Genomic DNA, 18,196 nt, shown 5'->3' with positions numbered 1-18,196 from the left:
AGCGGCAACTTGAAGTATGACGGATATATTAATTGTTAATGAAATGAGGGGTTAATATGAGTACAAAATATTTTGCATTACTGACAGATGCAGGTACGAACAAACTAGAACAAGCCTCTTCATCGGGTAATAAACTTGAGATTACCCATATGGCGGTCGGAGATGGTGGTGGCAACTTACCCACTCCCGATGCCGGCCAATCCAAACTGATTAATGAAAAGCATCGTGCTGAAATTGATGCCTTGACCATTGATCCCAAAAACCCGAACCAAATTATCGCCGAACAGGTACTCCCTGAAGGCGGAGGCGATTGGTGGGTTCGTGAAATGGGTCTGTTTGATAAAAACGGGACACTGATAGCAGTAGGAAACTGCGCCGATATCTATAAATCGGAATCTCAGGAACAGGCCGTTCGCATGGCTTTGACGGTTGACGACGATAACCTGACAGATTTGATCAGTGGGTTGGTTTCCAGCCTGGCGACGCGCAAATTTGTCAAAGAGAGAATCAAAGAACATACCAAAAGCCGCGAACACCCTGACGCAACTTTAAAAGAGAAAGGATTAATTGCGTTGAGTAATGCGGTAAACAGCGACAGTGAAGCTCATGCAGCAACACCAAAAGCAGTCAAGGCGGCATACGAATTGGCCCGTCAAGCCAATGAATTAACCAATCAAACCAATGAAACCGTTAATTCAATTATTTCGACCAATAGATATGTGCCATCAACACGTAAAATCAATGGAAAACAGCTTTCCAAAGATATTGAACTGACTGCGGCGGATGTCAGGGCCTACGACAAGCTCCAGACCGATTCCCTTGTCGATGAAGCCAAGAAATTGGCTAATACCGCCAGTGATACCGCAAACACCAAAGTTCCATTGGCGCGTAAGATTAATGGCAAAGAGCTGGTGACAGATATCACCCTTACCGCGCTTGATGTGAATGCTTACAGCAGGCAGGACACCGACAGGCTGATCGAAACTGTTGATAAATCGGCCAACACGGCTAATCAGAATGCCATCGCGGCCCTTAAACAAGCGGAAAATAATGTCCCGCAAACTCGCAAGATCAACAACAAGGAGCTGATAACCGATATCCAACTGACTGCGGAGGATATCGATACCTATGACAGGAAGGAGATTGAGGATCGGATCAACATCGTTCAGCAATCCGCTGACAAGGCCAGTAAAGAAGCCAATAACGCCGCTCAACAAACTGAAACTAAAGTCCCATTAACCCGCAAAATCAATGACAAAGAGCTGTCAACCGATATTGAATTAAATGCGGCTGATGTGGGTACATACACCAAGGCGGAAATTGATGGTCATATCAGCCAGGTCAATATACTGGCAGAAAACGCCAATAATACCGCCAATACCGCGATTCAACATGCTGATACCAAAGTTCCATTAGCCCGCAAAATCAATGGCAAAGAGCTGTTATCTGACATTGAATTACACTCAGTTGATGTCGGTGCCTACGGTAAAGAAGAAACGGATGGCATTATCAAAGATGTCAGAATACAGATCGATAATGTCAATAATTTGGCTGAACAAGCCAATAGTAATGCGGCAGCAGCCATTACAGATGCGGGCACCAAAGTTCCATTAGCCCGCAAGATCAATGGCAAAGAGCTGTCAGCAGATATTGAACTGACTGCGGCGGATATTGGCACTTACAATAAAGTGGAAATCGATGCTCGTATCGATGAAGTTGATAAACTGGCGGAAACCGCCAATCACACCGCCAATACCGCGATTCAAAACGCTGATAACAGAGTCCCACTCGCCCGCAGGATCAATGGCAAAGAGCTGTCAGCGGACATTGAACTGACTGCGGCGGATGTTGGCACTTACGATAAAGTGGAAATCGATGATCGTATCGGCAAGGTGAATACTCTGGCGGAAACCGCCAATACCCATGCCACTGCCGCCATTGATACCGCAAACACCAAAGTCCCGCTCACCCGCAAGATTAACGGCAAAGAGCTGTCAGCAGATATTGAACTAGTTGCATCTGATATTGATGCCTATAACAAGGGGGAAGCAGACGCCCAGATCAAGGAAGTCAGAACCCTGGCTGAACACGCCGATCAACTCGCGGACGCGGCAGCTAAAAATGCAGACGGCAGAGTGCCACTGGCCCGCAAAGTGAATGGCAAAGAGCTGTCAGCGGACATTGAACTGATTGCGGCGGATGTTGGCACTTACGATAAAGTGGAAATCGATGATCGTATCGGCAAGGTGAATACTCTGGCGGAAACCGCCAATACCCATGCCACTGCCGCCATTGATACCGCAAACACCAAAGTCCCGCTCACCCGCAAGATTAACGACAAAGAGTTGTCAGCAGATATTGAACTGGCTGCATCAGATGTCCATGCCTATAACAAGAAGGAAACTGATGACTTTATCAGCGGCGTCAAGGCACAAATCGACGACGTGCAACAATTGGCTGACACCGCCAATGATCATGCCAAGGCAGCCACTGAAAAAGCTGACAACAGAGTGCCATTAACCCGCAAGGTCAATGGCAAAGAGCTGGCCGCCGACATTCTACTGACTGCGGCTGACATCGACGCCTACAACAAAGAGGAAACCGACGCCCATATCAAAGATGTCAGGGTTCTGGCGGATACTGCCAGTCAGAATGCGAATGATGCCCTTCAAAGCGCTGGCAACAAAGTGCCGCTCACCCGTAAAGTCAATGGCAAGGAGCTGTTAACTGACATTGAGCTGAATGCGGCTGATATCGGGACTTATAACCAAGCAGAAATCGATGATCGTATCGGCATCGTGGATAAACTTGCTGATACCGCCAATAAAACCGCGAATTCGGCGATTCAAAATGCTGACAGCAGAGTGCCATTAACCCGTAAAGTGAACGGTCAGGAACTGTCAGTCGATATCCAACTGACTGCGGCGGATATTGGTACTTACAACAAGGTAGAAATCAGTGAGAATATTGGTAAGGTGGAAAAACTCGCTGATACCGCCAATAAGACCGCGAATTCGGCAATGCAAAATGCTGAAGGCAGGGTGCCATCAACCCGTAAAGTGAATGGCAGAGAGCTATCAACCGATATTGCACTCACCGCAACTGACGTCGATACCTATAACAAGGCCGATATCAACATCCTTATTGATGAAGTTAAAGAACTGGCAAACAATGCCAATAATAATACGGATAACAAAGTTCCATTAACGCGAACGGTGAATGGCAAGGCCCTGCTATCAGATATTAAGCTGACAGCATCGGATATAAATGCCTATACCAAAGGAGAGGTAGACAGTCGCGTTGAAGAGATTAAGGAGCTGGCAAATACCGCCAATAACAATGCGGATGGCCGAGTCCCGCTTACACGCACAGTCAATGGCAAGGCCCTGTTATCCGATATTAAACTTACCGCCTCTGATGTAGGGGCTTATAGCAGAGCCGACGTCGATACTCGCATTAGCAAAGTTGACACATTGGCGAATAATGCCAATACCCTCGCGATAGCAGCCAAAGCTGACGCTGAGAACCGACTGGAGAAAAGTAAGAACGGGGCTGATATCCCGGACAAACAGGCTTTTGTCAGAAACTTAGGCTTGGGTGAACTGGTTGGATTAGATATTGAGTCACGTCGGGTTGAGGACAAACACACCATCATCAAGCTGGGTGAAATATTCTTGCTAAACGGGCAGGTAAGCGGTAGTGAACCCATTGGTGAGTTTAATTCATCCGTCATCAATGGCGTGACTTACTATACCCACTTCTACAAAATCAAACTGCCCACGACGTTGCCAAACGGCATTATCTCGTGCCAGGCCAATATTGTCGGCGATAATTTTGACAATCAGCACCCCGGTTATCTGGCTGATGTCAAAACACAAAGAGATAATCCAGATGGGGTCGGATTGTCTAAGGATACCGTCACCCTATCCGTGACAACGCCACAAACAGGCTGGGTGCCGAACTTCTATTATCAGGTTGTAGGGTATTAGTTGTAAGGTATTAGTTGTAAGGTATTAGTTGTAAAGTATCCACAGAAAAAACATAAATCAGGTGATCGCTGAGGCGATCACCTATTATCATTAGCGGCACATCATTATTAACGCTATTTTTTATTCAGAAGATCCCCTAGTTTCTTAAGGTCTTCATTATTGCGATTATTTTCGAGCCACTCTTTGATGGATTTTTTGACCTTTTGCTGTAATTCATCACGCAACACAGGTTCCACATTCAACGTATATTGCAGATTATCCCAGTCGCCATAAACCCGCAGAGGAATGCTTAATTTCGCCAGACGACGTACCAATTCGTTCTGCTTACCCCATCCATCGGTCAATTGCACCCACAATGAAACATCACAACTCTGTTTCAGTAAATTAGCCTTTCCCTGCCCCTGAATATTGAGTATGCCGGAAGTCGCTACAAGTTCATTGATCTTCACTTCACCGCGATCCAATTGGGCTTTCACTGACATCTTTTTTGCTTCAGTAAAATCATCAGTATTCGTAGGTTGGCTGACTTGATCGGTTGCCCGTGCAAAAGATTGCTGAATAAGTTGAGGAATGTTCAACCCTTTCAGGCGCACGTTTTCCACATCAATATTCAAATCGCCCTGCCAGTAATGGGAAACGGCATATTCATCATACCCTTGCCCCAAAAGATCCCCATTGACATTAAGCTGGCCGCTGAATGTTGGCGGTAAGGCCAAGAAGGTTAACAACGGCTGCAATTCAATTTTCTGCAACCGTGGTTTTGTCTGCAATTTGGCAGGAGCCACCGTGGCATCAATCGTGGTCGGAAGCGCAAAATGCCCACCAAATACATTGCCGCTTAAGGTTGTGATGTTCGCCATGCCATTGTCATTCACGGCTTTCAAGTCAAAATTATCAATATTCATGCCCTGATAAATGAACTTACCTGCAGTCAATGAAATATCAGCACCAAATCCCCGCAAAAACGCAAGATCATAATTGGATAGTGGCGATACTGACGTCGCAATCACCGGTTTTGATGAATTATTTTCAATCCGATAATCCTGTTTTGCCTGTGGGGTGTTTTTCGGTAACAGACCCCCGCCCAACAGATTGTCCAGATTCAATGTTGTCGAAGTCAGATTGATGGAGTATTGCGGCTGATCTTTCAAAGCGGCTGTAATATCACCTTTCAGCTCGCTCTCATCATTCATGGTCAGCGCTATTTTTTGCAATGATATTAATTCAGGCGAAGCCTGATATTTCACTGTGGCACTGCCTGTCCCCTGAATACCTGCGGAGGGTAAACCAATGCCTTTCAATTGGTATTCGAAAGCATTAATGTCAGCCGACATTTTCTGTGGATAACCGGAGATATCCACTGAGGCCCCCAGTTCAAATGCCAATTCTTGCTGATTTTGATTAATATTACTGCTGAGATTGAGGTCAACACGAGTGGGATCACGACGTTCCAACAGTAAATTCATCCCACGAACATTGAGCTGGGAATGGTGACCGGCTTGCCAGATCAACAAACTATCCACGATTTTGATTCTGGCAATATCCAGCTTCCAAGCCTGACTTCCTGTCGCTACCGGATAGTGAATATCACTTTCTGGCGCAATCGGCGCCTGCAGCCGTTGTTGCGGCTGGCTATCCGGTGTAAACCGCAATACCGCGCCTTTCAGCATCACTTCCTTAACAGAAAGTTGATGAGACAACAGCGGCAACAGTTCCACATCCAAGCGCATGTTTTCTGCCACAATGGCAGGTTTTTGGGCATTCTGAGCGGTCAATGATACCTGTCCGGTCAGAATGCTCAATTTTGGCCAGACATGCCAGCGCAAATCATCCTGCAACACGAGCTGGTAACCACTCTTCTTTTGTACCTGTTTGACTATATAGTCCCGGAAGTCATTGGGGTTAACCAGCATAACCAGCGTCGTTAAACCAGCAACAATGACTACCAACAAAATAATGAGCGTCGTCAACAATCTTTTCATGACTTCCCCAGTCCCATGTCCACAAGATGACTCTTTTTCACCAGAAGGTGATTTTTCACCAAAGGGCTATTTTTCACCAAAGAGCTTTACCAGAAAAGATTAATCCTCACTGATTCGGCTGCCTACGGCTCCTTGCTGATTTTTATATTTCGCATCCTGACGTCGGTTATAAGGCCGTTCAGCCGATCCCGAAAGCGGTTCAAAGCTCAATGCACCTATGACCATCCCAGGTCGTAAAGCCAAAGGCAGTTTGCCTGAATTATAGAACTCCAGCACAATTTGCCCTTGCCAACCCGGATCGATGCGGTGCGCAGTGACATGCACCATCAGGCCAAGACGTGCCAGAGATGAACGACCATCTAACCAACCGACTAAATTATCAGGCAATGTGACAGATTCCAGCGTTACCGCCAACGCCAATTCACCGGGATGAAGGAAGAAGGCTTCCTCATCCGGTAAAATAATCTCATCGCTCATGACACGATCAAGCGCCTCATTGACCTGAGCCTTAGGACCACTCAAATCAATGTAGGCAGCCGTATGACCACGAAAAACGCGAAACTGATTCCCAAGGCGCACATCAGCAGTTGCCCCGTTAATACGTTCAACAGGGGGACGAGGGGTAATTACCAGCTTACCTTCATCTAGCCATTTAATAATGTCACGGTCACAGAGTCGCATTATTTCCTCTCAAATACGATGATGTTTATGAATGCCTGAACAGCAGATTATTCGTAAAATTGGCCTATCTTGGCTTTCAAGATATCAATGGCCACACGGTTTTTCCCTCCGCGCGGTACAATGATATCGGCATATTGTTTTGATGGCTCGATAAATTGCAGGAACATGGGACGCACGGTTTTTTTGTACTGTTCCATCACGGAATCCAGCGAACGCCCGCGCTCATTCACATCGCGTTTAATGCGACGCATCAAACAAATATCCAGTGGCGTATCGACAAAAATGGAGAAATCCAACTCTTGGCGCAAGCGCTTATCCGTTAATAGTAGAATACCTTCGAGGATAATGACTCTTTTCGGTTCAAAATGGATGGATTCGGGTTTGCGGGTGTGTTCGACGTAGTCATATTGCGGCAATTCAATGGATTTTCCGGCTTTCAGTGCCTGAAGATGTTCAAACAGCAAACTGTGATCCATTGAACTCGGGTGATCGTAATTAACTTTATAACGTTCTTCTATCGGGGTATGAGTTTGATCTTTATAATAGCAATCTTCTGGAATAACACCGATATTATGATCACCAACTTGAGCTCGTAATTCCCTATAAAGTGTGCTGGCAATAAGGCTTTTGCCTGAGGCGGAGGCACCTGAAATACCTACGATTGTACACTTATGTGCTTCATCAGCCATAGTAGAAATAACCTGGTTAAAAAAGAAAAAATAAAGTAGGAACATGGTGTTCGATACACCACGTTTGGCGGATTATAGGGAGTTAATGGCTTCTATTCCAGCGTAAACAAGATAAGTCTCGTTTTTTTCGATGAGCTTCGCATAAAAATGCTGCAATTTGATCTCTCAAGTAAAGAATATTCTATAAATCATTTTCAAATAGGAATACTCAAGCTATAGCTAAACGTGTTTCCAAAATTATTCTTAAAATAGTGGCAAAAAACTTCAATGATATGCAAATAAGGGTGCTGAACAATGGAATGGCTCTCATCCAGCAGAGCCATTGACCGACCATTTTTTGACAATACTGTAGTCATTACAATTGGTTAAAAACTTTCATTAAAACGGCGTTTAATTGTGTATTTTTGCTCAATGACTTAAATCAAACTGCACGGAAAGATATTTCAGTCGGGATCTTTTCTCCCTGCCAATACATCCGCGCAGAAATATTGGCGGCGATTTCACGGTAAATATCTGCAAATTCACTGTCAGGCTGGCTGATCACGGTCGGTTCACCACGGTCAAGATCTTCACGCAGGGAAATATGCAGTGGGATCTGCCCCAATAATTGGCAATCGTATTTTCCTGCCAGTTTTTCTGCCCCTCCTGTACCGAAAATCGGCTCGTGATGGCCACAGTGACTGCAAATATGCGTGCTCATGTTCTCAATAACGCCTAAAACTGGCACATTGACTTTCTGGAACATGACAATGCCTTTCATCGCATCGATCAGGGCAATATCCTGCGGCGTGGTGATCACCAAGGCACCGGTCACCGGAATATTCTGGGACAGCGTTAACTGAATATCCCCTGTACCCGGTGGCATATCAATCACCAGATAATCCAGGTCCGGCCATAAAGTGTCCTGTAGCATTTGCATCAGGGCCTTGCTCGCCATCGGGCCACGCCAGACCATCGCGTTATCATCAGTCACCAGATAACCGATGGAGTTGGTCGCCATGCCATGTACCATAATCGGGGCCATATGCTGACCGTCCGGGGAAGTCGGGCGCTCTTTGGCGGTGCCAAGCATATTGGGGATCGAGGGGCCATAGATATCCGCATCCAGAATACCGACTTTTGCGCCTTCTTGCGCCAGTGCCAACGCCAGATTTACCGCCGTACTGGATTTCCCTACCCCGCCTTTGCCTGAGCTGACGGCCACAATATTGCGCACGCCATTGACGCCCGGTAAGTCATTGGCACGGCGCAATGTACTGATATCGTGGGTTAACCTCCATTCAACCGATTTTGCGCCCGTCACGGCTTGCAGGGATTGAGTGGTCTCTTTTTTCAATACTTCAAAGGCACGTTTCCAGGCGAACGGCATGATTAATTCAAGATACAGTATCCCGTCCAACATGGCACAGTGATGCAATGTTTTCAGGGCAATCAAATCTCGCTCTAATGTCGGATGTTTGAATGTTGCCAATATCTTCACAACATGTTCTTTCAGCAGGTCAGGACTGGACTGCTCGGAGGATCGTGAATTCATCCCGGCTCCTTTTGATTTCTCTTTTTTCAACCTAAAACTGTTCGTCCATCATAACAGAAGCCAGCGACTTCGGATAAGGCTACCCGTAAAAGTAGCGAAGTTCTCCTGTTACCCTAGCGACAATGCTCTTGATCAGGTAACATCAAAAACCCTTTTCATTTTACGGAAGTCAGATCCTAACCATGTCTCAAGTCGCGAACAAATTATTGGTGACCTGTGCGTTACCTTATGCTAATGGTCCCATTCATCTCGGTCATATTCTGGAACACATTCAGGCTGATATTTGGGTTCGTTATCATCGAATGCGCGGCAAAGAGGTTCACTTTGTCTGTGCTGATGATGCCCACGGTACACCAATTATGCTGAAAGCTCAGCAGAGTGGGATTTCACCAGAAGATATGATTGCCAAGGTGAACCTAGAGCATCAGCAGGATTTTGCCGGCTTTGCCATCAGCTACGATAACTACCACTCTACGCACAGCGAAGAGAACAAGGCACTGGCCTCCAAGATTTATCTGGAACTGAAAAAGAATGGTTACATCAAGAACCGGACCATTTCTCAGCTATACGATCCGGAAAAAGGGATGTTCCTGCCGGATCGTTTTGTCAAAGGTAGCTGCCCAAAATGCAAGGCAGAAGATCAGTATGGCGATAACTGTGAAGTTTGTGGAAGCACCTATTCCCCAACGGAATTGATCAACCCGCGTTCTGCGGTCTCCGGGGCAACACCGCAAATGCGCGATACCGAGCATTTCTTCTTCGATCTGCCGGCATTCAGCGACATGCTGCAACAATGGATCCGTTCCGGTACGTTGCAGGAGCAAGTGGCAAACAAAATGCAGGAATGGTTCGAAGCGGGATTGCAACAGTGGGATATTACCCGTGATGCACCCTATTTCGGCTTTGAAATTCCCGATCAGCCGGGTAAATATTTCTATGTCTGGCTGGATGCGCCAATTGGCTATATGGGTTCATTCAAGAATCTGTGTGACAAACGCGGTGACCTGAATTTCGATGAGTTCTGGGAGAAAGATTCCAAAGCGGACCTCTATCATTTCATCGGTAAAGATATCGTGTATTTCCACAGTCTGTTCTGGCCGGCCATGTTGGAAGGTTGCAACTACCGCAAGCCAACCAACCTGTTCGTTCACGGTTACATCACCGTTAACGGTACCAAGATGTCCAAGTCCCGTGGAACCTTTATCAAGGCCGAGACTTATCTGAAACATCTTGATGCCGATTGCCTGCGTTATTACTACGCGGCGAAGCTCTCTTCCCGCATTGATGATATCGACCTGAATCTGGAAGATTTTGTTCAGCGTGTAAACAGCGATATCGTCAACAAAGTGGTTAACCTGGCGTCACGTAATGCCGGTTTCATCAATAAGCGCTTTGGGGGCAAACTGGCAGACCAGCTTGCTGATCCTGCGCTGTACCAAAAATTTGTTGATGCTGCCCAAGTGATTGAGGACGATTTCACCCACCGTGAATTCGGCAAGGCAATCCGTGAAATCATGGCACTGGCCGATCTCGCCAACCGTTATGTTGATGAACAAGCACCGTGGGTTGTGGCGAAACAGGAAGGCCGTGACGCTGATCTACAGGCTATCTGCTCAATGGGCATTAACCTGTTCCGGGTGCTGATGACTTACCTGAAGCCCGTGCTGCCGGGCTTGGCCGCACGCACAGAGGCATTCCTGAATACGGAACTGACTTGGGATGGCATCCAACAACCGCTGCTGGCTCACGACGTTTCACCTTTCAAGGCGCTGTTCAGTCGGATTGAAATGGCTAAAATTGAAGCCATGGTCGCTGATTCAAAAGAGAACATTGAGCCACAAAAAACCGTGACCGGCCCCTTGGCGGATGACCCCATTCAGGACACCATCGCATTTGATGATTTTGCCAAAATTGATCTCCGTATCGCATTGATCAAACAGGCTGATTTCGTTGAAGGCTCAGATAAGCTGCTAAAACTGACGCTTGATCTCGGCGGTGAAATTCGTCAGGTGTTCTCCGGTATCCGTTCAGCCTATCCTGATCCCAAGGTGCTGGAAAGTCGTCTGACAGTCATGGTTGCCAACCTTGCACCACGTAAAATGCGTTTTGGTCTTTCAGAAGGTATGGTGATGGCGGCAGGACCTGGCGGGAAAGACATTTTCCTGCTCAGCCCGGACAGTGGCGCGCAACCAGGAATGCAGGTTAAATAACCGACACTAATTCCGATAATATTGATGATTATCAAATAGATATTAAAGCGGACTCAAAAATGGGTCCGCTTTTTAATGTGACATATGGCACATTTACAGTGTTAGTCGTATGATAAAACCCTCGCTATATTGAGGAATTATTGATTATGTCTTTCCAAAACGTGCTGATGATAGGCTGGCAATATCTGCGCGCATTCGCGTTACTCTATTTGTGTCTGATTGCGGGAAATAGCATTTCAGCACTGCTTCCCTTCTCTCTTCCCGGCAGTATCATTGGCTTACTTCTCCTGTTTTGTTTACTCACATTCCAAATTATTCCCCCACATTGGGTAAAACCGGGCTGTAGCCTGTTGATGAAAAACATGACGTTGCTCTTTTTACCTATCGGGGTGGGGGTCATGGATTACTACTCACAACTGAGTCAACAGATACTGCCCATTATCCTTTCCTGTATTGTCAGTACCGTCGTTGTCATGATTGTCGTTGCCTACAGTTCTCACTATGTTCATCGCGAGCGCACCATCATTGGTGCTAAACAGCAAAAGCCGGAAGAGAAAGAAAAATGTTAAGCTATATTTGGTGGTCACTGCCATTAACGTTGTTCGTATTTTATTTTGCCAAAAAACTGTCAATGAGGCTCAAACTGCCTATATTTAACCCCTTGCTGATGTCAATGGCCGTTATCATCCCCTTGCTGCTCATGACTCATACCCCTTACAAGCACTATTTTGCGGGTAGCCGGATATTGAATGATTTACTGCAACCTGCCGTTGTCGCTTTGGCCTTTCCTCTTTATGAACAGCTCCACCAAATCCGTGCCCAATGGAAATCCATTATTACCATCTGTTTTATCGGCAGTATTGTGGCAATGGTCACGGGGACTGCCATTGCATTATGGGCAGGTGCGACACCTGAAATCGCGGCCTCTGTGCTGCCCAAATCGGTAACCACCCCAATTGCCATGGCAGTCGCTGATTCCATCGGCGGTATTCCAGCCATCAGCGCGGCTTGTGTCATCGCGGTAGGTATTTTAGGGGCGATATTTGGTCATAACCTGTTTAATGTCCTGAAAGTAAAGACTCAGGCTTCACGCGGATTGGCGATGGGAACGGCATCCCATGCCGTCGGGACTGCCCGCTGTGCCGAAATAGATCATGTTGAAGGGGCATACAGCTCGCTGGCGCTAATGACTTGCGGCATCATTACTTCACTGATTGCCCCGTTTCTGTTTCCGGTACTGCTGCATCTGTTTGGTTGATCGTTCTTCGAACCACTATTATTCAGGAAGCTGCATTCAGGAAGTTGCCAAAACGTAACCAAAAAGTGAAAAACACATAAAATCAGCAAAAATTTGATATAAATTACTAAAATAATGCCCTTATTACCTATATTTCATTAATTATATGGCTTTTATCACATTACAAACCTGAACAGACATCCTAGAATGGCCTTCAATTAATTTGGAGACATTCTATGCAAGCTCGTTTTCATGCTATTTGGTCAGAAATTACGCCTAAACTGCAAGAAGCCTTATTGCCTTATATGGGGAATGACGATTTTCCAGCCATGCTGACCGCAAAGCAGGTTGAATCCGTCAAGCAAATCAGCGGACTTGATGATCATGCGCTGACCCTTGCTTTATTGCCACTTGCGGCGGCGTGTTCCATTGCACCTATTTCCCGTTTTTATGTCGGTGCGATTGCGCGAGGAGCAAGTGGCAATCTTTATTTCGGTGCCAATATGGAATTTGCCGGTGTCCCCTTACAGCAGACCGTCCATGCCGAACAGTCAGCCATCACTCACGCTTGGTTACGCGGTGAGAAAAAGCTGGTTTCCATCACAATCAACTATTCACCTTGTGGTCACTGCCGCCAGTTTATGAATGAACTGAATAGTGGCACTCAATTAGCGGTTTACCTGCCCAATCGCCCAAAATTGACTCTGGCGGATTACCTGCCTGAAGCCTTTGGCCCAGGTGATTTAGTGGACACGCCATTATTGCTGGATACTGTTGATCACGGCCACCGATTAAAGACTGGCGACGAATTGGTACTGGCCGCGCTGGATGCAGCGAACCACAGCCACGCACCGTATAGTCAATCCCACGCAGGGGTAGCGCTACAAGATGAACAAGGGCAGATTTACACTGGCCGTTATGCTGAAAACGCAGCATTCAACCCAAGTTTGCCGCCGTTGCAGGCTGCCCTGATATTCATGAATATGTCGGTGGGAAATGGTCAATCCATCAAACGGGCCGTGCTGGTGGAAGGTGAAAATAGCCATTTATCACAATGGAACGCAACATATTCCACATTAACCGCACTCGGTTGCACAGAAGTGGAACGGCATACCTTTTAATGAGGGAAAGGTAACTTAACAAAATGGCCATTTTACTCCTCGATATTGCTGAAGAGGGGTGAAATGAAAAAATTAAATAACATTTTTTTAGCCAATTCTGCATGTTATCTCTCATTTTTGCCCATGATAATCCTATTTAAGTAACATTTACTGTACTTATTTTTTTTATCTTCTTAGGATCTGTGGTTGGTTTTGTCATTGATTAGTCCAAAGAGTAAGTATCATGGAACTGGAACACGAAAGTAAACGTCCTCTCTATATTCCCTACGCAGGCCCTATCTTATTGGAATTCCCCCTGCTGAATAAAGGCAGTGCCTTTACTGAAGAAGAACGCAGCAATTTCAACCTACATGGTTTACTGCCTCAAGCCGTTGAAACAATAGAAGAGCAGGCCGAACGCGCCTACCGTCAATACCGCGATTTCAAAAATGACGCTGATAAGCACATTTATTTAAGGAATATTCAGGACACCAACGAAACGTTGTTCTACCGTCTCCTTGATGCTCACCTCAGCGAAATGATGCCTATCATCTACACGCCAACGGTGGGTGAAGCGTGTGAACACTTTTCTGACATTTACCGCCGGGCGCGCGGCCTGTTTATCTCCTACCCGAACAGGGCCTACATTGATGACATGCTGCAAAATGCCACCAAGCAGAATGTTAAAGTTATCGTTGTTACCGACGGCGAACGTATTCTCGGTTTAGGTGATCAGGGTATCGGGGGAATGGGCATTCCTATTGGTAAACTGTCACTGTATACCTCTTGTGGCGGGATCAGCCCGGCCTATACCCTGCCGGTTGTGCTGGATGTGGGTACAAATAACCCGCAACGCCTGAATGACCCGCTCTATATGGGCTGGCGTCATCCTCGCATTACCGGGAAAGAGTATGACGAATTTGTGGATGAATTTATTCAGGCCGTGAAACGTCGCTGGCCAAACGTGCTGCTGCAATTCGAAGATTTTGCCCAGAATAACGCCATGCCATTGCTGACCCGCTATCGTGATGAACTTTGCTGCTTCAATGATGATATTCAGGGCACCGCAGCCGTCGCCCTTGGTAGCCTGATTGCCGCCAGCCATGCCGCTGGCCGCCAGCTAAAAGATCAAACCGTGACCTTCCTTGGTGCGGGTTCCGCAGGCTGTGGTATTGCAGAACAGATCATTGCCCAGATGAAATCTGAAGGATTGAGTGACGAGCAGGCCCGTGCCCGCGTGTTCATGGTGGATCGTTTTGGCCTCTTAACAGATAAACAGCCAAACCTGCTGGACTTCCAGAGTGCGTTGGTGCAGAAAAGCTCAACCCTGCAATCATGGGATGTCAGCCATGATTCTCTCTCATTGATGGATGTCGTCCGCAATGCAAAACCCACCGTCTTGATTGGTGTTTCCGGTCAGTCTGGTTTATTCACCGAAGAAATCATTCGTGAAATGCACAAACATTGCGAGCGTCCCATTGTGATGCCACTGTCCAACCCGACTTCTCGCGTAGAAGCCCGCCCTGAAGACATTATCCACTGGACAGACGGCAAGGCACTGGTCGCAACGGGCAGCCCATTTGCCCCGGTAAAATATGCCGGTCAGGAATACCCGATTGCACAGTGCAACAACTCCTATATCTTCCCCGGGATCGGATTGGGCGTTATTGCTTCCGGTGCTAAACGTGTTACGGATGATATGTTGATGGTAGCCAGCCGCGCATTGGCAGATTGTTCACCACTGGCACAAACCGGCTCTGGTCCATTATTGCCGCCCATTGATGATATTCAGGATGTTTCCCGCAAAATAGCCAAAGAAGTGGCGAAAAAAGCCCAGATTCAGGGCATTGCGATTGTGACATCAGAAAATGCCTTGGATGAAGCGATTGAACGCAATTTCTGGAAACCAGAATATCGCATCTATAAACGCACCTCATTCTGATCATATCCGCAACCAGCCTGCCAATATGACTGGCAGGCTTTTCTTCGCCAAATCTGTGAATTAATCATAAACCCGGCCAACCGGCAAATTTAATGCTTTTTCTTCTGATACTTGCTTCAATATTTCAAGTAAAGTAGCCTTTAGGACACTGGCCCATAAGTACATATAAGGCAAATGAAAATCATGTGGAAGCGCTTGATTACCGGTCTGGTTTTTATCATGGCTGTCCTGATGCTGACAGCCATTATGCTTGACCGCTGGATTAGCTGGAAAACCGCTCCTTACATTTTTGATGATCTCAGGCAACTTCCTGAACGAAACGTCGGTATGGTACTCGGTACATCCAAATATTATAAAACCGGCAAATATAACCAATATTATTTCTACCGCATTCAAGGGGCGGTTAACGCTTACAACAGCGGTAAAGTGAAATACCTGCTGTTAAGTGGGGATAATGCTCAACACAGTTATAATGAGCCGATTACCATGCGCAAGGATTTGATCAAAGCGGGGATTCCGGCCAGCAATATTGTCATGGATTTTGCCGGTTTCAGAACATTGGACTCCATTGTCAGAACCCGTAAGGTCTTTGATACCAATGACTTTACGATAATTACCCAGCGCTTCCATTGTGAGCGAGCCTTATTTATTGCCATGCATTTGGGGATAGAAGCACAATGCTATGCTGTCCCTTCCCCTAAAAATATGATGACTGTTCGTTTCAGGGAAGTATTTGCACGTCTGGGTGCTTTGACAGATCTGTATATTCTGAAACGTGAACCCCGTTTTTTAGGCCCGTTAACACCGATCCCGGCGCCAAATGCCGTACCAACCGGCGTTCAAAGTTATCCTGCGGTATCACCAGAAGAGCTACAGGAACTGGAAAAGAAATCCCGGAATAAATCATTAAAAGAGCCTATTGAATAGGCTCTCAAGCGGCCGGATAAAATATTTCCCTAAACCTTACCGGCCAATTTTGTGGTTAAAGCGCGCCAGAGTTTTTCCATCGGCCCTTGTGAATAACGCTTTAACCACCAGCAAGCGAAGCCGATATTCACTATCCAGATAAATGGCACAAATGCCATCAATTCCAAACGGGTGAACTGACCAAATAATCCAAAGCGATAAAAAATAGTGGTGCAAATCAGGGTTTGCAGCAAATAGCTACTCAGCGCCATTTTCCCGACCTGACGGAGCCAAAAAGTAACTCGCCAGCGCGAAATGGCCGGCCAAAACCCATAAATCAGCGAGATATAAGCCAGTGCCAGCAGCGGGGTTGCCAATTCAGTAATCGTGTAGCGAACCGTCCACGACGCAAAATAACTGTAAGGATATAAATACTGAATTAACAAGGCGACGCATTGAATCACCATCCCCACAGGAATGAGACATAATGCCACCCGACGGTAATGCCTGTGGCTGAATTCACCTTTCAACCAACCATTGCGCAATAACATCGCGCCACCCAGCATGACACCCACTATTTGCCAGCCATACTGCACAATCACGACAATCATGACGCCACTTATCTGCCGGATACGATGTTCGATCGCCAATAACCCGCCATAGGTTTTCCAATAACTTTCATGAAAGATATCTTCCGCCGTTGGCTGCCAGAATGCGTTATTCTCCTGCACAGGAAATAATCCCAGCAGATAAAACATCATCACGCCGAACAGATAGAAAGTCGCCGCTGTCCCAAACAGCTTTTGCCGCTTTTTAATAAAATGCCACGCCAGCAAACCAACAAGGCCATATGACAATAAGATATCACCATCCCATAGCAGAATTCCGTGCAGTAAACCGATGACAGCCAGAATCAGTAATCTGGGAATATTCCAGTCTCGTCCTCGTTGCCGAAGCAATTCGAGTGATGCCCCAAACAACAAGGTCAGGATGAATAGAAACTTTCCCTGCGAAAAAGTATTCAAAACCAGCCATGTCACGACATCAGGGCATGAAATTGAATCTTTATAATACAGATTCATATAAGCGGCATAGGGCAAAGCAAAACTGGAGATATTCAGCAGCAATATCCCCAAAATGGCAAAACCACGCAGGCTATCAATGATCTCAATTCGCGGATGTATTGCTCCATTACAGCGCTGTTCCATGATATTAAAAATTCATCATGATAAGTGCAGGTGACGCACGGCACGCAGGAATTCCTGCCGTGTGTTCTGGCTGGTTTTAAACAAACCGCCCAGAGACGTTGTGGTTGTGGTACTGGTTGCATCGCGAATGCCACGCGCCTTGACGCAATAATGGACAGCGTCAATGGAAACAGCAACATTATTCGTGCCCAGCAAAGCCTGTAGTGCAATCAGGATCTGCTGTGTCAAACGCTCCTGCACTTGTGGACGCTGGGCAAAAAACTGAACAATACGGTTAATCTTCGACAAACCAATGACTTTATCCTTGGGGATATAAGCAACGGTAGCCTTACCATCAATAGTGACGAAATGGTGTTCGCAGGTACTGGTCAATGTGATATCACGCACCGTGACCATCTCATCCACTTTCATCTTATTTTCTATCAGGGTAATTTTCGGAAAATTGTTATAGTCCAGTCCTGAAAAAATCTCATCCACATACATTTTCGCGATACGACTCGGCGTATCCGCCAAACTGTCATCACTCAGGTCAAGGTTCAACAGCTTCATAATTTCTGTCATGTGTGCCTCAATGCGTATCTTACGCACCTCCGGCTCCAGAGTTTGTTCACGCAATGGGGTCTCTAGACCACGGGCGACCAGTGTCGAATGCACCAGTGCAGCTTCTGTACTTAGGGATGACATCAGTTTCTCCAAGAGTAATACATTCAGTAATACA

At 46.5% G+C, this 18,196-nt stretch carries 13 protein-coding genes; 7 read left to right on the top strand and 6 right to left on the bottom strand.

Annotated features, from left to right (window positions below):
- Positions 1 to 56 precede the first annotated feature (56 nt).
- Complete coding sequence (locus tag Xbed_RS20090) at positions 57 to 3,989, top strand: phage tail protein (protein ID WP_244182385.1); 3,933 nt, start codon at positions 57 to 59, stop codon at positions 3,987 to 3,989.
- A 113-nt stretch (positions 3,990 to 4,102) separates the two neighbouring features.
- On the opposite strand, the gene asmA is transcribed toward Xbed_RS20090, so the two are convergent.
- The 4 genes from asmA to apbC form a co-directional block, all read right to left on the bottom strand.
- Entirely contained in the window at positions 4,103 to 5,971 is a 1,869-nt protein-coding gene (gene asmA / locus Xbed_RS01720; RefSeq protein ID WP_086111222.1) for an outer membrane assembly protein AsmA, read from the bottom strand.
- Between the two features lie 99 nt (positions 5,972 to 6,070).
- Positions 6,071 to 6,652, bottom strand: a complete 582-nt coding sequence (gene dcd / locus Xbed_RS01715) for a dCTP deaminase (RefSeq protein WP_086111221.1) — start codon at positions 6,650 to 6,652, stop codon at positions 6,071 to 6,073.
- 47 nt (positions 6,653 to 6,699) lie between these two features.
- Positions 6,700 to 7,341 carry a uridine kinase gene (udk, locus tag Xbed_RS01710; protein ID WP_086111220.1) on the bottom strand — a complete coding sequence of 214 codons (642 nt, stop codon included), beginning with the start codon at positions 7,339 to 7,341 and terminating at the stop codon, positions 6,700 to 6,702.
- Positions 7,342 to 7,762: 421 nt separating this feature from the next.
- On the bottom strand, positions 7,763 to 8,875 hold the full coding sequence (gene apbC / locus Xbed_RS01705; protein ID WP_086111219.1) for an iron-sulfur cluster carrier protein ApbC: 1,113 nt from the start codon (positions 8,873 to 8,875) through the stop codon (positions 7,763 to 7,765).
- Positions 8,876 to 9,057: 182 nt separating this feature from the next.
- Between apbC and metG the strand changes: the two genes are divergently transcribed.
- From metG to sanA, 6 genes are all read left to right on the top strand, one after another.
- Positions 9,058 to 11,085 (top strand): methionine--tRNA ligase, encoded by a 2,028-nt coding sequence (gene metG, locus Xbed_RS01700; RefSeq protein WP_086111218.1) that lies wholly within the window; start codon positions 9,058 to 9,060, stop codon positions 11,083 to 11,085.
- Between the two features lie 146 nt (positions 11,086 to 11,231).
- Positions 11,232 to 11,654, top strand: a complete 423-nt coding sequence (locus Xbed_RS01695; RefSeq protein WP_086111217.1) for a CidA/LrgA family protein — start codon at positions 11,232 to 11,234, stop codon at positions 11,652 to 11,654.
- A complete protein-coding gene (locus tag Xbed_RS01690; protein WP_086111216.1) occupies positions 11,648 to 12,343 on the top strand; it encodes a CidB/LrgB family autolysis modulator in 696 nt (231 codons plus the stop codon). Before Xbed_RS01695 ends, Xbed_RS01690 begins: the two co-directional genes overlap by 7 nt.
- Positions 12,344 to 12,558: 215 nt before the next feature.
- Positions 12,559 to 13,443: a cytidine deaminase gene (gene cdd / locus Xbed_RS01685; protein ID WP_086111215.1), complete on the top strand. Its 885-nt coding sequence runs from the start codon at positions 12,559 to 12,561 to the stop codon at positions 13,441 to 13,443.
- A 223-nt stretch (positions 13,444 to 13,666) separates the two neighbouring features.
- Positions 13,667 to 15,364, top strand: coding sequence for an NAD-dependent malic enzyme (locus Xbed_RS01680; RefSeq protein ID WP_086111214.1), 1,698 nt, complete (start codon positions 13,667 to 13,669; stop codon positions 15,362 to 15,364).
- A gap of 183 nt (positions 15,365 to 15,547) precedes the next feature.
- Positions 15,548 to 16,291 (top strand): outer membrane permeability protein SanA, encoded by a 744-nt coding sequence (sanA, locus tag Xbed_RS01675; RefSeq protein ID WP_086111213.1) that lies wholly within the window; start codon positions 15,548 to 15,550, stop codon positions 16,289 to 16,291.
- 29 nt (positions 16,292 to 16,320) lie between these two features.
- On the opposite strand, the gene yeiB is transcribed toward sanA, so the two are convergent.
- On the bottom strand, positions 16,321 to 17,478 hold the full coding sequence (gene yeiB, locus Xbed_RS01670; RefSeq protein ID WP_086111212.1) for a DUF418 domain-containing protein YeiB: 1,158 nt from the start codon (positions 17,476 to 17,478) through the stop codon (positions 16,321 to 16,323).
- Between the two features lie 15 nt (positions 17,479 to 17,493).
- Positions 17,494 to 18,162 (bottom strand): GTP cyclohydrolase I FolE, encoded by a 669-nt coding sequence (folE, locus tag Xbed_RS01665; protein WP_086111211.1) that lies wholly within the window; start codon positions 18,160 to 18,162, stop codon positions 17,494 to 17,496.
- Positions 18,163 to 18,196: the final 34 nt, after the last annotated feature.

This window comes from Xenorhabdus beddingii (assembly GCF_002127545.1).
Taxonomy (GTDB): Bacteria; Pseudomonadota; Gammaproteobacteria; order Enterobacterales; family Enterobacteriaceae; genus Xenorhabdus; species Xenorhabdus beddingii.
This window is presented reverse-complemented; position numbering and strand designations above follow the sequence as displayed.

Excerpts from the sequence above, each read along its gene's own strand:
- Xbed_RS20090 (WP_244182385.1), top strand. The coding sequence starts at position 57 with ATGAGTACAAAATATTTTGCATTACTGACAGATGCAGGTACGAACAAA.
- asmA (WP_086111222.1), bottom strand. The coding sequence starts at position 5,971 with ATGAAAAGATTGTTGACGACGCTCATTATTTTGTTGGTAGTCATTGTT.
- dcd (WP_086111221.1), bottom strand. The coding sequence starts at position 6,652 with ATGCGACTCTGTGACCGTGACATTATTAAATGGCTAGATGAAGGTAAG.
- udk (WP_086111220.1), bottom strand. The coding sequence starts at position 7,341 with ATGGCTGATGAAGCACATAAGTGTACAATCGTAGGTATTTCAGGTGCC.
- apbC (WP_086111219.1), bottom strand. The coding sequence starts at position 8,875 with ATGAATTCACGATCCTCCGAGCAGTCCAGTCCTGACCTGCTGAAAGAA.
- metG (WP_086111218.1), top strand. The coding sequence starts at position 9,058 with ATGTCTCAAGTCGCGAACAAATTATTGGTGACCTGTGCGTTACCTTAT.
- Xbed_RS01695 (WP_086111217.1), top strand. The coding sequence starts at position 11,232 with ATGTCTTTCCAAAACGTGCTGATGATAGGCTGGCAATATCTGCGCGCA.
- Xbed_RS01690 (WP_086111216.1), top strand. The coding sequence starts at position 11,648 with ATGTTAAGCTATATTTGGTGGTCACTGCCATTAACGTTGTTCGTATTT.
- cdd (WP_086111215.1), top strand. The coding sequence starts at position 12,559 with ATGCAAGCTCGTTTTCATGCTATTTGGTCAGAAATTACGCCTAAACTG.
- Xbed_RS01680 (WP_086111214.1), top strand. The coding sequence starts at position 13,667 with ATGGAACTGGAACACGAAAGTAAACGTCCTCTCTATATTCCCTACGCA.
- sanA (WP_086111213.1), top strand. The coding sequence starts at position 15,548 with ATGTGGAAGCGCTTGATTACCGGTCTGGTTTTTATCATGGCTGTCCTG.
- yeiB (WP_086111212.1), bottom strand. The coding sequence starts at position 17,478 with ATGGAACAGCGCTGTAATGGAGCAATACATCCGCGAATTGAGATCATT.
- folE (WP_086111211.1), bottom strand. The coding sequence starts at position 18,162 with ATGTCATCCCTAAGTACAGAAGCTGCACTGGTGCATTCGACACTGGTC.